This window comes from Azospirillum sp. TSO35-2, assembly GCF_003116095.1.
Taxonomy (GTDB): Bacteria; Pseudomonadota; Alphaproteobacteria; order Azospirillales; family Azospirillaceae; genus Azospirillum.
In genome coordinates this window covers 205,945-220,604 of the sequence record NZ_LGRA01000008.1, presented here as the reverse complement: position 1 = coordinate 220,604, position 14,660 = coordinate 205,945, and the positions used below count along the sequence as shown (strand labels likewise).

At 70.3% G+C, this 14,660-nt stretch carries 12 protein-coding genes; 4 read left to right on the top strand and 8 right to left on the bottom strand.

All coding sequences use genetic code 11. The features are described 5' to 3' along the window. Positions 1-374 (bottom strand): hypothetical protein (locus TSO352_RS02495; RefSeq protein ID WP_199231459.1); only part of this gene is annotated, 374 nt, incomplete at its 3' end. Between the two features lie 125 nt (positions 375-499). Here TSO352_RS02495 and TSO352_RS02490 point away from each other — a divergent pair. Genes TSO352_RS02490 through moeB form a run of 4 tightly spaced genes read left to right on the top strand, consistent with a single transcriptional unit; the run spans position 500 to position 4,692 of the window. Then, positions 500-1,834 (top strand): YcaO-like family protein, encoded by a 1,335-nt coding sequence (locus tag TSO352_RS02490; protein WP_109105804.1) that lies wholly within the window; start codon positions 500-502, stop codon positions 1,832-1,834. Next, complete coding sequence (locus tag TSO352_RS02485; RefSeq protein ID WP_109105803.1) at positions 1,831-3,243, top strand: TfuA-like protein; 1,413 nt, start codon at positions 1,831-1,833, stop codon at positions 3,241-3,243. Before TSO352_RS02490 ends, TSO352_RS02485 begins: the two co-directional genes overlap by 4 nt. Next, positions 3,240-3,524 carry a MoaD/ThiS family protein gene (locus tag TSO352_RS02480; RefSeq protein ID WP_247871856.1) on the top strand — a complete coding sequence of 95 codons (285 nt, stop codon included), beginning with the start codon at positions 3,240-3,242 and terminating at the stop codon, positions 3,522-3,524. Before TSO352_RS02485 ends, TSO352_RS02480 begins: the two co-directional genes overlap by 4 nt. 13 nt (positions 3,525-3,537) lie before the next feature. After that, the gene (moeB, locus tag TSO352_RS02475) at positions 3,538-4,692 is read left to right on the top strand and encodes a molybdopterin-synthase adenylyltransferase MoeB (protein WP_109105801.1); all 1,155 of its coding nucleotides are present in this window, start codon (positions 3,538-3,540) and stop codon (positions 4,690-4,692) included. Between the two features lie 42 nt (positions 4,693-4,734). On the opposite strand, the gene TSO352_RS02470 is transcribed toward moeB, so the two are convergent. From TSO352_RS02470 to TSO352_RS02445, 7 genes are all read right to left on the bottom strand, one after another. Beyond that, positions 4,735-5,130: a response regulator gene (locus tag TSO352_RS02470; protein WP_109105800.1), complete on the bottom strand. Its 396-nt coding sequence runs from the start codon at positions 5,128-5,130 to the stop codon at positions 4,735-4,737. Then, complete coding sequence (locus tag TSO352_RS02465) at positions 5,127-6,851, bottom strand: PAS domain-containing sensor histidine kinase (RefSeq protein ID WP_109105799.1); 1,725 nt, start codon at positions 6,849-6,851, stop codon at positions 5,127-5,129. The genes TSO352_RS02470 and TSO352_RS02465 overlap by 4 nt, the downstream gene beginning before the upstream one ends. A 48-nt stretch (positions 6,852-6,899) precedes the next feature. After that, on the bottom strand, positions 6,900-8,612 hold the full coding sequence (locus tag TSO352_RS02460; RefSeq protein WP_109105798.1) for an ATP-binding protein: 1,713 nt from the start codon (positions 8,610-8,612) through the stop codon (positions 6,900-6,902). A gap of 294 nt (positions 8,613-8,906) precedes the next feature. Further along, complete coding sequence (locus TSO352_RS02455; RefSeq protein ID WP_109105797.1) at positions 8,907-11,693, bottom strand: sensor histidine kinase; 2,787 nt, start codon at positions 11,691-11,693, stop codon at positions 8,907-8,909. Between the two features lie 6 nt (positions 11,694-11,699). Continuing rightward, positions 11,700-11,936 carry a hypothetical protein gene (locus TSO352_RS32815; RefSeq protein WP_146210694.1) on the bottom strand — a complete coding sequence of 79 codons (237 nt, stop codon included), beginning with the start codon at positions 11,934-11,936 and terminating at the stop codon, positions 11,700-11,702. Next, positions 11,933-14,221, bottom strand: coding sequence for an exonuclease domain-containing protein (locus tag TSO352_RS02450; protein ID WP_247871855.1), 2,289 nt, complete (start codon positions 14,219-14,221; stop codon positions 11,933-11,935). Before TSO352_RS02450 ends, TSO352_RS32815 begins: the two co-directional genes overlap by 4 nt. Continuing rightward, positions 14,218-14,619: a response regulator gene (locus TSO352_RS02445; protein WP_109105796.1), complete on the bottom strand. Its 402-nt coding sequence runs from the start codon at positions 14,617-14,619 to the stop codon at positions 14,218-14,220. Before TSO352_RS02445 ends, TSO352_RS02450 begins: the two co-directional genes overlap by 4 nt. Positions 14,620-14,660 lie beyond the last annotated feature (41 nt).

Below are 14,660 nucleotides of genomic sequence, written 5' to 3'. Positions count from 1 at the left end.
TTCTCGGCGGTAGCGGCTCCGGCCTCGGCGTTCTCGGCGGCGGCGCAATCGGCGTCGGCAGTTCCGGCGCCGGCCTTCTCGGCGGTCGCGGCCCCGGCCTCGGCGTTCTCGGCGGCGGCGCAGTCGGCGTCTGCGGTGCCGGCGCCGGCCTTCTCGGCGGTAGCGGCTCCGGCCTCGGCGTTCTCGGCGGCGGCGCAGTCGGCGTCTGCGGTGCCGGCACCCGCCTTCTCGGCGGTTGCGGCCCCGGCTTCGGCGTTCTCGGCGGCGGCGCAGTCGGCGTCGGCCACGTCCGCCGCGGCACAATCCGCGTCGGCGACTCCGGCCGCTTCGGCGTCCGCCGCGCCCGGCCCGGCGGCACCGAGCGACGATTCCACGGCCGAGGCGTAATCGGTCAGGGGCCGGCCTTCTCTTTCGCGAGAGGGCCGGCCCCGCTATCCGTTCTGCAGAGCAGCGATCCATCCACCCGATCCGGCCGGAGCCGCGAGTCCTGACCCATCCCATGGCTGACAGCGCATCGCCCGACACCGTCCATCCGGAGTTTCCCGGCATTCGTCTGGGCGACACCGTCCACCGCGCGACCAAGCGCTTCTTCATCGGCACCCATCGCACCGCGACGCCGGAAGAGACCCTGGCCCGCATTTCGCCCCATTTCGCCCGCTGTGGCATCACCCGCTTGGCCGACGTGACGGGCCTGGACCGTCTGGGCATCCACACGGTCATTGGTCACCGGCCGAACAGCCCGACCCTGTCCGGCAGCGCCGGCAAGGGGTTCAGCCTGGCGGCCGCCACCGTCTCCGCCGCGATGGAGGCGATCGAGTTCCACCACGCCGAACATCTGCGGCTGCCCCACGTCGAAGCGGCCTGGAACGATCTGCCGGCCGACGGGCGCATTCCGATCGACCGGCTGGGCGGGACCAAGCACGGCTCTTTCCGCCCCGACCGGCCGGAGATCTGGACCTGGGGCTGGGATTTGATGAGCGGCCGTCCGGTCGCCGCTCCCTGGACCTCGGTCGGGCTGCACAGTATGCCGGCCGGGACCAAGCCGGGCGCGCGCAGCTTCTACGCCATGGGCACCAACGGGCTGGCCAGCGGCAACCACATTCTGGAAGCCGTCGCCTCCGGCCTTTATGAAGTGATCGAACGCGATTCGGTCGCCTGCTGGCGCTACGCCGGCGATGCGCTGGGCTGGCCGACGCCGCGGGTCAACCTGGACAGCATCGACGCGCCGACCGTGCGCGATCTGCTGCACCGGTTCGATCTGGCCGGCATTTGCCCGCTGCTGTTCGACGTCACCACCGACATGGGCGTGCCCAGTTACATGGCGATGGTCTATGACCGCGACATGCGCAAGACCGGCATGAACCGCGGTTACGGCAGCCATCTGGAACCGGCGGTCGCCATGTGCCGCGCCCTGACCGAGGCGGTGCAGTCGCGTCTGGTGCTGATCGCCGGATCACGCGACGACTTCTTCCGCCGCGACCTGATCCGCAACCAGAATGCCGACGGCAGCGCCGAGATCGCGGCGCTGGAGGCGACGCCGGTCACCATCGACGGCCGCCGCCATCTCAACCACGCCACCCCGACCTTCGAGGGTGACATCACGATCCTGCTGACCGTGCTGCGCCGCGCCGGAATCGAGCAGGCTCTGGTCTTCGACCTGACGCTGCCGGAAATCGGCATTCCGGTGGTGCGGGTGCTGGTGCCGGGGCTGGAAGGCTACCAGTTCGACTTCTACACTCCGGGTGCCCGGCCGCTGGCCTTCGCCGAGGCGCTGAAGGCGCATGTCTCCCAGGCGTCGCCGGCGCATTCGCCCCAAATGGGATCGTTTGCATGAAGATCTGTGTGTTCCTTGGCCCGACCATGCCGGTGGACGATGCCCGCGCCATCCTGCCGGACGCGGTTTATTTGCCGCCGGCGGCCCAGGCCGACATCATCAGCGCCATGACCATCCACCGTCCCGACGTGATCGCGCTGATCGACGGGGTGTTCGGACAGTCGCTGTCGGTGTGGCACAAGGAAATCCTCTTCGCTTTGCACAAGGGCGTGGCGGTCTACGGCTCTTCCAGCATGGGGGCGCTGCGGGCGGCCGAGTGCCATCCCTTCGGTATGGTGCCGGTCGGCGAAGTGGCGCGCGGCTATGTCGACGGGCGCCTGACCGGCGACGACGAGGTGGCGCTGGCCCATGCCGGGCCGGACGACGGCTGGTTCCCGCTGTCGGAGCCGTTGGTGAACCTGCGCGCCAGCATGGCCGCGGCCTTGGCCGCCGGCGTGGTGGACCAGCCCCTGCATGACCGGGTGATCGCCGCCGCCAAGAGCCTGTACTTCACCGAGCGCACCCGCGACCGCATCTTTGCCGAAGCCCGTCTGACGGCGGAGGAGACGGAGCGGCTGGAGCGCTTCCTGGAAACCGGGGCCGTCGACCAGAAGCGTCGCGATGCGGAGGCGTTGCTGGGCCATCTCGCCAGCCTGATCACCCCGCCGCGGCTGGCCCCCTTCGATTTCAACGCCTCGCACTATTTCGACGTGCTGTATGAGCGCGATCGCCGCGTCTGCCATGGCGGCAACAGCGTGCCGTTGTCCGAGATCGCGACTCACGCCGCGCTGCACCGGGCGGACTTCGCGGAGATCAACAACGCGGCCCTCGGCCGTTTGCTGATCCGCCAGTTCGCGGAGGTGATGGGCGTCACGGTGGACGAGGCGGCGGTGCGGGCCGAGACACAGCGCTTCTGCGCCATGCGCAGGCTCGTGGGGGCCGAGGCGCTGGCCGACTGGTGCCGCCGCAACGACCTGACCGACGCCGAATTCAGCGAGTTGATGACCGAGCTGGCCATCGAGCGGGCGATGCGGCTCTGGCTGATTCCGCGCCGCTTCCTGGCGCGGACGACCAAGCCGGTGCTGAACGAACTGCGCCTGCGCGGACTCTACGAGTCGACTGCCGTCGCCGCCGCGCTGGTCGAGCGGGTGATGGAGCTGCATTTCGGCGACGCCAGCCGCCAGCCGAAGGAGACGGTCGAGCAGTTGCTGGCCGATCATCTCGCCAACACCGCCTGCCGGATGGATGCGCCAGCCGACGCCTGGGCGTATGAATACGGCTTCAAGGATCTGCTCGACCTGCGCATCGACCTGATGCGGGCCAAGCAGGTGCGCGACCTGTTCCGCCAGTTGGCGGCCGAGGTGGAAGCGGCGCTGATCCCGCAGCCGGCGCCGAAGGATCCCGTGCCGGAAGAGGAGATGCAGACGTGACCAACCCAGACGTGACCATCCGTATGCCGACGCCGCTGCGCGGCTTCGTCGGCGGGCGCGACCAGGTGACGGTGCCCGGCGCCACCGTGCGCGAGGCGCTGTCGGCGCTGACCGCCGGGCAAGAGGCGTTCCGTGACCGGCTGTTCACCGCCGAGGGCGATCTGCGCCGCTTCGTGAACGTCTATCTCGGCCGTGACGATGTGCGGCGGCTCGGCGGGCTGGAAGCGGCGGTGCCGGCCGGCGCCACCCTGACCCTGATGGTTGCCCTGGCGGGCGGTTGAGGAGCTTCGTGTCATGAGCCTGAAGGACCGGCGTCTGTCCGACCTGCGCGCCCGCATTCCGGAAGTGACCGCCGTCGATGCCCTCGCCCTGCAGCGCGGCGGCGCGCGGCTGGTCGATGTCCGCGAGGACGAGGAGACGGCGACCGGCACCCCGGCCGGGGCGTTGCGCCTGCCGCGCGGTTTTCTGGAACTGCGGATCGAGGAAAAGGCGCCCGATCCGGCGCTTCCCGTCCTGCTGATGTGCGCCGGCGGCACCCGGTCGCTGTTCGCGGCGGAGGATCTGCTGCGGTTGGGCTATGAGGATGTGCGCTCGGTCGCCGGCGGATTTTCCGCCTGGAAGGCCGCCGGCCTGCCGGTGGAGGTGCCGCCGCAGCTCGACGCCGCCCAGCGCGAGCGCTACCGCCGCCACCTGACCATGCCAGAGGTGGGGGAAGCCGGGCAGCACAAGCTGCTGCGCAGTCGCGTCGCCCTGATCGGCGCCGGTGGCCTGGGCTCGCCCATCGCGCTGTATCTGGCCGCCGCCGGGGTCGGGCGCCTGACCCTGATCGACGACGACCGGGTGGAGCGCAGCAATCTCCAGCGCCAAATCCTGCACGCCGAGAGCCGGCTGGGCCAGCGCAAGGTGGAGAGCGGGCGCGCCGCCCTGCTCGACCTCAACCCGACCATCGAGGTGGTGTCGCACGACACGCGGCTGGAGGCGGCCAACGTGCTGGACCTGCTGGCCGGTCACGACGTGGTGGTCGACGGGTCCGACAATCTGCCGACCCGCTATCTGGTCAATGACGCCTGCCTGCGGCTGGGTGTGCCCAACGTCTATGGCGCCATCTTCCGGTTCGAGGGACAGGTTTCGGTGTTCGGCGGTGCTCCGGGCGCACGCCCCTGCTACCGCTGCCTGTTCCCGGAGCCGCCGCCGGCCGAATACGCCCCGTCCTGTGCCGAGGCCGGCGTGCTGGGCGTGCTGCCCGGCGTGATCGGCACCATCATGGCCGCCGAGACGATCAAGCTGCTGCTGGGCCTGGGTGAGCCACTGGCCGGCCGCCTGCTGCTGTATGACGGCCTGCGGGGTGAATTCAACGAGATCGCGGTGGCGGCCGATCCCGACTGTCCATCCTGCTCGCACGGCGCGCGGCCGGAACTGAGCGACATCGCGGTCGTCTGTGGCGGATGATCGCGGTCGGCCGGCGTGCGGGGCGGGAAAAGAGGCCGCGGCTCAGGCCGCGTTCTTCCGCTCGATGACGCTTTGAACCAGTTTCTTCAGGGCGACAAAATCGACCGGCTTGGTCACCAGATCGGTGGCGCCGCTGTCCAGCGCGCGCCGGCGGTTTTCGGTGTCGCCATAGGCGGTGACCATGATGACCGGAACCGCCGGATCGTCCGCGCGCAGACGTTGCAAAAGATCGAGCCCGCTCATGCCGGGCATATTGATATCGCTGAGGACAAGAACCGCCTCAGGTTGCAACCCGGCGCTCAAGCTCTCCAGCGCCTCTTCCGCCGATGCGGCGAAGTGAAGCGCGAGTTCCCCGCGGCGCAACTCGGCCCGGAAGCGCTGGCGGAACAGATCCTCGATATCCGGTTCGTCATCGACGACGAGGATTCCCAAGGTCATGTCTTGCGGCGCTCCCCTAACGACACCGCCGTCACCGTGCGTGGCAGCGTGATGGTGAACTCGGCATGCTCGTTTTCAACGCTGGATACGTCGAAACGACCACGATGTTGATGTACCACGATGTCATAGCTCAGCGAAAGGCCTAAGCCGGTTCCTTCGCCGGTGGGCTTGGTCGTGAAGAATGGGGTGAACAGTTTCTCGATTACGGCGGGGGGCATGCCGACGCCATTGTCGCGAATTCCGATGGAGACCTCCGAATCACTCGTATGAGTGGCGACAATCAGTCGCGGCTCATAGGTGGGGTCGTCGGAGAGCAACTGGCGCTTGCGCACCGCGTAGAAGCTGTTGGTGAACAGGTTCACCAGGACGCGCGACATGTCCTGCGGCACCAGCTTGACCTCGCCCACCCCCGGGTCCAATCGGCAACTCAAGGTCGCGTTGAAGGCCCGGTCCTGGGCGCGCACCGCGTGGTAGGACAGCGTCAGCGCCTCTTCGACCAGCATGTTCAGGTCGGTGGTTTGCCATTCGCCGCCGCCGCCCCGCGAATGGGCCAGCATGCTCTTGACGATGTTGTCGGCGCGCCGGCCATGGTCGGAGATCTTGCGCAGGTTGCTCTGCAGGCTGTCGACCAACTCGTCCACCTCGACGCGGACCGCATCATCCAGATGGTCGTTCAGCGGCCCCAGCAGTTCCAGCAGTTCGTCAAGCAGCTCACCCGACAGTTCGGCGAAGTTGTTGACGAAATTCAGCGGGTTCTTCAATTCATGGGCGATGCCGGCGGTCAATTGGCCGAGCGACGCCATCTTTTCCTGAACGATCAGTTGCTGCTGGGTCTCGCGCAGCTCCTTCAGGATTGCTTCGGCGCGCTCCTTGGCTTGGCGCAGCTCGTCCTCGATGCGCTTGCGGTCGGTGATGTCGTGGTGGGTGATGACATAGCCGCCGTCGGCGCGCGGAGCGGTGCGGATATCCAGGATACGGCCGTTGGTGGGCACCTGGCGTTCGGAATTGATGACTCCCTTCACCAGGAAGCGGGTGCACAGTTCCGCCACCGTCTCCTCGCAGGGGACGTCGCCGTAATCGCCGCGCCGGTGGTTGTAATAGAGCGTTTCGGCGACGGGGGTACCGGGCGGGAACAAGCCGGGCGGATAGTCCCACAGTCGGAAATACTCGCTGTTGGCTCCTTCCAGCTTCAGGTTCCGGTCCAGCATCAACACGCCGTTGGGCATGGCGTCGATCGCCGCCTGCAACAGCTGTTCCTGATGCGGCACTTCGGCGTTGGCGGCCTGCGGGCGCATCTGGGTCAGCATTTCCATCACCGCGGGGGCGCCGCCCCAGTCCACCGGCTCCAGCAGTTGGTCGAACCACTGGATGCTGGTGTCGGCGCGGTGACGCTTGATCCGGCGCGCTTGCGACTGGGTCGGCCCCTGCAGGCAGCGGGCATAGGCGTCGCGCTCCGCCAGTCGGGCGTCCTCCGGGACCAGCTCCATGACACCCGGCAGGGCCAGCACCTGTTCCGCCGACTCATAGCCCAGCAGGCGGGCCAGCGTGCTGCTGCAATGAAGGATGACGCCATCGCGGTGGACGATCAGGCCCGGCATCGCGGCGACGAGCTGGTCGTGGTAGAGCCGCGCCCGGTCCACCGACGCCGCCACGGCTTCGTCCGGGGACGAATAGGATGACAGCGGAGGCAGGGATAGGAGCAGCTTGGTCTTTTCGTCCATGTGGATCGTCCCTCTGGGTCGTCCTTGTCGGGCGGGCGGTCAGGGGGGTCAGGGCGCGTCCAGCGGCAGCCGCAGGATCACGGTCGTCCCGCGCCCGACCTCGCTGTCGATGTCGATCTCGCCGCCCAGCTTGCCGGTCACCAGATTGAACACGGCGTACAGCCCCAGCCCCATGCTGCCCGCGCCGCGCCGGGTGGTGGTGAAGGGCTGGAACAGCCGCGGCTGGATGTCCGCCGGAATGCCGCGGCCATTGTCGGCGATCCGCAGTTCCACCCGTTCATCGCCCAGCATCTGGACCGACACGGTGACCCGTCCGGCGGGGCGACGTCGTCCGTCGGTCGGCAACCCGTCCGGATTGCCGTCCTCGCCGGCGGCGATGGCCGCGACCGGTTCCGGCTCGAAGGCGTGGGCGAAGGCGTTGGTCAGCAGGGCCAGCAGCACCTCGGTCAACGCCCCGGGGTAGGTGTCGAGCGCCAATCCGTCCGGGCAGTCCAGCGCCAGCTCGTGACCGGCCGCCGCCGGCTGCACCTGCACCGCCAGCACGATGTCGGACAGATAGTCGCGCAGGTCGAAGCGGCTGCGGGGCGAACTCGCCTTGCCCTCCGTCACCAGCTTCAGGCTCTGGATCAGGGCGGCGGCGCGTTCGATGTTGGCGACCAGCAGCGTCGACACCTCGCTGGCGGTGCCGACATAGTCCTGGAAGTCGCTCTTGCGCAGTTGCCCGCCGCGGAAGGTCATGATGATCGACTCCGACGCCGTCTGCAGATGGGTGGCGGCGGTCAGCGCGATGCCGACGGGGGTGTTGATCTCGTGGGCGACGGCGGCGATCAACTGGCCGATCACCGCCATCTTCTCGGCGCGGATCAGGTCGGATTGCATGCGCTCCAGGTCGGCCAGCGCCTGTTCGGCCGAATCCTTGGCCGCACGCAGCGCCTCCGCCTGGACCTTGCGTTCGGTGATGTCGTAGAGCCAGACGATGTAGACGGGCTGGTTTTCGTAGGTGGTGTGGTCGAACGACATCGCCATCCACACCGTGCGGCCGTCGTCGCGGACGAAGCGGATCTCGTCGGTCGGGATGACGCCGTCGGGCCGCGGCTCGTCAGCCGCCGCGACCGTCGCCATGGCCGGCCGCGGCGGCGCCGGCAGCCGTTCCGTGACGTAGCGGAACAGGGTCGGGGCGCAATGCTGGTGCATCGCGTCCTGCGGGATGCCGAACAGATCGACGCAGCGATGGTTGTAATAGAGCAGTTCGCCGGCTTCGGTGATGATCGCCACGCCGATCGGGCTGCCATCCAGCACCCGGCGCAGGCGGGTGGTCTGGGCGCGCGACGCCGCCTCCGCCGTCCGCGTCTCCTGCAGCGCGTCGCGCAGGCGGCGGACGGTCCGGCTGGCTTCCAGCGTCTTGTGGATGGTGGCTTCGAGGTCGGAGAAGTCGATCGGCTTGATGATGAAGTCGAAGGCGCCGCGGTTCATCGCCGCGCGCACGTTGCCGAGGTCGCCATAGGCCGACACCATCACCGCGCGGATGTCGGCGTTCACCTGGGGCAGATGGTCGAGCAGGGTCAGCCCGTCCATCCCGGGCATGTTGATGTCGCTCAGCACCATCTCGATGTCGGGCTGCGCCCGCAGGGTGGCCAGCGCCTCCTGCCCGTCATGGGCGAACAGGAACTCCAGCTCGCCGGCCCGGACGGCGCGGCGGAAGCGCTGCATGATCAGCGTCTCGACGTCCCGCTCGTCGTCGACCACCAGTATCTTGCCCATCCCGGCCTTCCTACCGCCCATCCGACCGACCGGCGGGCTGCCCCGCCGGGTCCGTGCCGCCGCGCCATGCCGCGCGCCGGCCACCGCCGGACCCGTGCGATCCACCATAGGGGTGGATCGCGCCGACGGGAAGCATCGTGGCGCTTGATACCCTGTGAGTTGTGGGAACCTGTGGCCGAAAGGCTGGGCCTGACCGCAAGACGTGTGTCCCCTTTCCATCCGATGGACCGGCGGTCGGCAGGATAGCACGGGATTGCGCCAGGGCGAGCCGCTTGTGGGTCGCCTAGCGCGGGTTCATTCGACAAAGCCGTGTGGTGCCGGTTGCTGCACCAACGGCAAGGTGAACCAGAAGGTGGCGCCGGGGGCCGTACCACTCTCGACACCGATGCGACCGCCCAGATGTTCGACGATGCGCTTGCTGATGGCCAGACCGAGCCCGGTTCCGGCCGGTTTGCCGGTCAGGGGGTCGCCGGCCTGACGGAAGCGGTCGAACACCAGGGCGCGGTCCTTCGGCGCCACGCCGGGGCCGGTGTCGGTCACCGTCACCCGCAGCGCGCCGTCCCGCACCCGCGCCGCCAGCACCGTCCGGCCGCCGGACGGCGTGAATTTCGCGGCGTTGGACAGCAGGTTGACCACGACCTGGATCACCCGGTCCTCGTCGCCCCGCACCGGCGGCAGCCGGTCGGGCAGGTCGACCGCCAGCGCGATGCCGCGTTCCAGGAACAGCCCCTCGGTCGCGGCGACCGCCTGGGTCAGCGCCTGCGCCGGGTCGATCGCCTCGATCCGCCAATCGAGCGCGCCGGCCTCGATCTTCGCCATGTCCAGCACCTGGTTGATCAGGCGGGTCAGCCGCTCGCTCTCCTTGATGATGACGGCCAGGAACTCCTGCCGCTGGTCGGGGTCGAGGCCGGGGTCGTCGTGCAGGATCTCGCTGAAGGCGCGAATCGAGGTCAGCGGGGTGCGCAGCTCGTGGGTGACGGTGGACAGGAAATCGTCTTTCAGCCGGTCCAGCTCGGTCAGCCGTTCGTTGGCGGCGCGCAGCGCGTCGGTGGCGCGCTCCAGCTCGGCGGTCTTCTGTTCCAGTTGGCGGCTGTGGGCGATGACGTCGCTGGTCTCGTCCAGCATGCGCAGCAGCTCGGCCGCCTCGACCGCGCCGGCCGACACCGACGAGGCCAGCGCCACCCGGGCCGACGCGCCGCCGATGGCGCCGGCCAGCAGCCGTTCGGCCAGCCGCAGCCGCTCCGCCCCCGCCGGCTCGTCCGGGTCGGCGCCGGCGAAGGCCTGCTCGGCGCGCTGGGGGCCGAGGAAACGGGCGACCACGCGGGTGAGGTCGCCGACGCTGGCGGCGCTGCGCCAGTCGGTGGACGGGGAGGGGGCCGATGGGGAGGAGAGGTGTCCGGCGGCCTCACCGGCGGGGACGAACACGTCGACGAAGGCGGCGGCCTGCGCCCGCTCGGCCGCGTCGGGACGGTCGAACAGCGACAGGGCGACGTAGGCGCCGACGTTGGCGAGCGCGCTCCAGAACAGCGCGTGGGCCAGCGGGTCGAGCCCGGACAGCCCGAACAGGGCGTAGGGGCGCAGCGCCGCGACGCCCCACGGCCCGTCGGCGATGAAGGAGGCCGGCAGCCAGCCCGACCGGGCGAAGCTGGGCAGCAGCAGCGTGTAGGCCCAGACCAGCGTGCCGGCGGCGACCGCGCCGATGGCGCCGCGGCGGGTGGCGCCGCGCCAGTACAGCCCGCCGATCAGCGCCGGGGCGAACTGCGCCACCGCCGCGAAGGAGATCAGCCCGATCGACACCAGCGCGTAGGCCGAGCCGGCCAGCCGGAAATAGCCGTAGCCGAACAGCAGGATCGCCACGATGGCGACGCGGCGGACCGCCAGCAGCAGCGGCGTCAGGTCGGCCGAGCGCGCCAGGGCGGCCGGCCGTGCCCGCAGCAGCACCGGCATCACCAAGTCGTTGCACAGCATGGTCGACAGCGCCACCGACTCGACGACGATCATCCCGGCCGCCGCCGACAACCCACCCAGGAAGGCCAGCAGCGCCAGCCACGCCGCCCCGCCGTGCAGCGGCAGCGCCACCACGAACAGGTCGGGGTCCAGCCCGGGACCGAAGCGCAGCAGCCCGGCCAGCGCCACCGGCAGCACGAACAGGTTGATCAGCAGCAGGTAGAGCGGGAACAGCCAGACCGCGCGGTCGAGGTGCCGCTCGTCCACCGTCTCGATCACCATCACCTGGAACTGGCGCGGCAGGCACAGCATCGCCGCCGCCGCCAGCAGGGTGGTGGTGATCCAGGCGCCGCCGCCGCTGCCGCCGCCATCGCCCAGGGCCGGCGCGCTCTCGAACAGCCGGGCGAGGTCGGGGTGGGCGGCGGCGGCCTCGAACAGGGGCGCCAGCCCGCCATGCAGCCCCCAGACCACGAACAGCCCGACCGCCAGGAAGGCGACCAGCTTCACCAGCGATTCGAAGGCGATGGCCGCGACCATGCCGGGATGGTGCTCCGCCGCGTCGATCTGGCGGGCGCCGAAGACGATGGCGAACAGCGCCATCACCGCAGCGATCAGGAAGCCGTGGTCGCGGAAGGGCGGCCCCAGCGTGTCCAGCCCGTTGCCGCCGGTCAGCGCATCGAAGCTGACGGCGACCGCCTTCAGTTGCAGCGCGATGTAGGGGGTGACGCCGACGGTGGCGGTCAGCGCCACCAACCCGCCCAGCAGCGGGCTGTGGCCGTAGCGGCTGGCCAGGAAGTCGGCGATGGAGGTGATGCGGTGGGCCTTGGCGATGCGCAGGATCTTGCGCAGCAGCAGCGGGGCCAGCAGCATCAGCAGGGTGGGGCCGAGATAGACCGGCAGGAAGCCGATGCCCAGCGTCGCCGCCCGCCCGACCGAGCCGTAGAAGGTCCAGGTCGTGCAGTAGACCGCCAGCGACAGGGCGTAGACGGTGGGCGAGGCGATGACGCTGCGCCCGGCCGCGGCGCGGCGGTCGGCCCAGTGGGCGATGGCGAACAGGGCCGACAGATAGGCCAGGGCGGTGAGAAGGACCGTGCTCCAGCCGATGCCCCAGCCGCCGGCGCCGTCCGTCGGCATCGGCCGCTACCGTCTGGCGCTGGCCAGGGCAGCCAGCGCGATCACCGCCGCCCAGCCGCCGAGGACCCAGACATACAGCGACGGCACCCCCAGAATCCTCCCCTCCGTCCCGAACAGGCCGAGCAGCGGCGGGTTGAACAGCGCCGCCGCCAGCAGGAACAGCCCGACCATGCGGTCGCGCCGCCTGATCGTCCCGTCATGGGGGCCCCGCGCCGGGCCGGAATGCGGGGGGACGCCGCTCAAAAGGCCCGCTCCCGTGCCGCCAGCTCGACCAGGATGTTGGCGCCGCGGATGGCGTCGTCGAGGGTTCGCACGTCGCGCTCGCGCAGCATCTCGACCATGCGCAGGAACACCGCCGCGGTGACGAGGCTGTCGCCGAGCGCGGTGTGGCGGTCGACCACGGCGATGCCCAGCCGTTCGGCGATGCCGTCCAGCGTGTGGTCGCCGTCGTTGCCCAGCAGCATGCGCGACAGCAGCATGGTGTCCAGCACCGGCCCGTCGAAGGCCACCCCGGCGACCCGTTCCTTCATCTTCAGGAATTTCAGGTCGAAGGCGGCGTTGTGCGCCACCATCACCGCCCCCGAGATGAAGGCGCGGAACTGTGGCAGCACCGCGTCGATGGTCGGCTTTCCCGCCACCATGGCGTCGGTGACGCCGTGGAAGGGGATCGATTCGGGCGGGATCGGCCGCTTGGGATCGACCAGCGTGTTGAAGGTCTCGCCGGTCAGGATGCGCCCGCCGACGACGCGGACCGCGGCGATCTGGATGATCTCGTCGCCGGTGCTGGGCGACAGGCCGGTCGTTTCGGTGTCGAACACCACGTAATGCAGGCGGTCGAGCGGCGTGTGGCCCAGCTCGCTGGTCGCCAGCGGCTGGTGCAGCAGCCCGAAATCGAAGAACTCCGGCCGGGCGCCGGCGCGCGGCCGCGGCCGGGCGGACAGCGGCGACTGCGCCGGCGGCAGCGGCACGCGCAGGCGGGACCGCGCGGCGGGCACCGCCCCCCCGGCGTCGGGCAGCGCCTCGCTCCAGGCGGTGCTGCGGTGGTGCTGCAGCACGTCGCCGGCGGACAGGCCGCCCAGCCCGCTCGGCAGCGGCTGGTCGAGCCAGCCGTCCAGCGTGGCGCTCGGCACCGCCGGCCCCGACCAGACGAGGTCGAGATAGACCCAGCGGTCGCCGTCCTGCGGCGCCACCGCCTCGAGGTCGAAGGCGGTCGCGCCGGTCAGCCCGTGCACCCGTTCGATCAGGTGGGTGAACAGCAGCACCAGGCTGTGGCTGTCGCCATGGACCCATTGCGGCAGGCCGGTCAGCGTCACCTCCAGGGAGGCCGAGCCGGGGGTGTCGTTGCCGACGCGGTGGCGGACCAGGTTGATCAGGTTGTTGGAGTGGATGTCGCTCATCGGCCAGCTGCCGGTGACGACGTTGCGGTAGGCGGCGGTCACCCGCTCCAGCCGTTGCGACAGGCCGTCGCAGGATTCCAGCATGGAGCTTTCAAACGCCGCGCGGTCGGCGAGAGCGAGGTCGGGGTTGTCGTACAGCGTTTCCACCGCGGCGCGCAGGTTGGCGATCGGGACGCGGAACCCCTCCGTCGCCTCGCGCAGCAGGGCGTCGCGCTGGCCGAGCGCCGCCAGCTCGCTGGTTGCGTCGGACAGGGTCAGCACGTAGCCGGTGATGGTCGGCGGCTCCTCCGCCCCGGCGTCCGCCTCCTGCAGGATGGCGCTCATGCGGCCTTCCAGCAGGATGCGGCCGTCGGTGGTGGCGCCGACGAACTGGGCGGTGGTGCCGTGCTCGTGGTTGAGGTGCCGCCCCTCGCGGACGCGCAAGGACAGCCGTTCCAGCGTGTGGGTCACCGGCTCCGCCACCACGAAATGCAGCAGGGAGCGGCCGAGCCCCATCTCGCCGGACAGGTGCAGGATGTCCAGGGCGGTCTGGTTGTAGAGCAGGATCTGGTGCCGCGTGTTGCAGACCAGGACGCCTTCGTGCAGGTCGCGCAGCACGGCGGCCAGCCGGGTCTTCTGCTCCTCCGCCTTCGCGGTCGATTCGGCGACGGTGCGGGCGATGTCGCGGCGGACCTGGGCCAGCTTGTCCGACAGGTCGTTCACCGCGCGGGCCATCGGCACCAGATCGCCGTAGCGCGCCAGCGGCACCCGGCCGCCGACCGCGCCCTCGACGTTGCCATGGGCGATCAGGCCGGCCTCGCGGCTCAGCGTTTCCGCGGCGCGCAGCAGGCAGCGGTCGACCACCAGCCACAGCCCCCAGACCGCGGCGGCGACCGCCATCGTCATCACCACGGCGTAGGTCAGCAGCGGATCGCCGGCCTCCGACCCGCGCACCGCCACCGCCAGCCCGACCGCCAGCCCGACCAGCGCCAGGCCGACCAGCCGGAAGGCCAGCGGCACCAGGCGGCGGGGCCGGGCCGCCGGCGCCTCCTTCCCGGCCGGACGGGGGCTGCCCTCCGCCCGCCCTTCCAGTGCCCGCCCTTCCAGTGCCCGCCCTTCCAGTGCCGGCCCGTCCAGCGCGGGGGCGGTCATCGCCCGCCCCCGGCCGCCGCGTCCACCGCGGGCATGCCCAGGTGGCGGCGGACGGTGGTCAGCAGGTCGCGGGTGGAAAAGGGCTTGGTGATGTAGTCGGTGGCGCCCAGCGCCAGGCCCTTCTGCCGTTCGACGTCGCGGCTGCGCGCCGTCAGCATGATGATCGGCAGCGTCTTGCAGGCCGGGTTGGTCCGCAGCGTCTGGCAGACGTCGAAGCCGTCGCGCTTCGGCATCATCGCGTCGAGCAGGATCAGGTCGGGGGTGTAGGCCTCGACCGAGCGGAGCGCCTCGTCCCCGTCGCGGGCGATGCGCACGTCGAACCCGGCGCGCTGCATGAGGACCTGGAGCGACAGGACGATGCTCGGCTCGTCGTCGACGACCAGGATGGTCGGCTTCATGGGGGCGTCCTCCGGTGCACCGGTCTTGTGCCGGCTTCCTT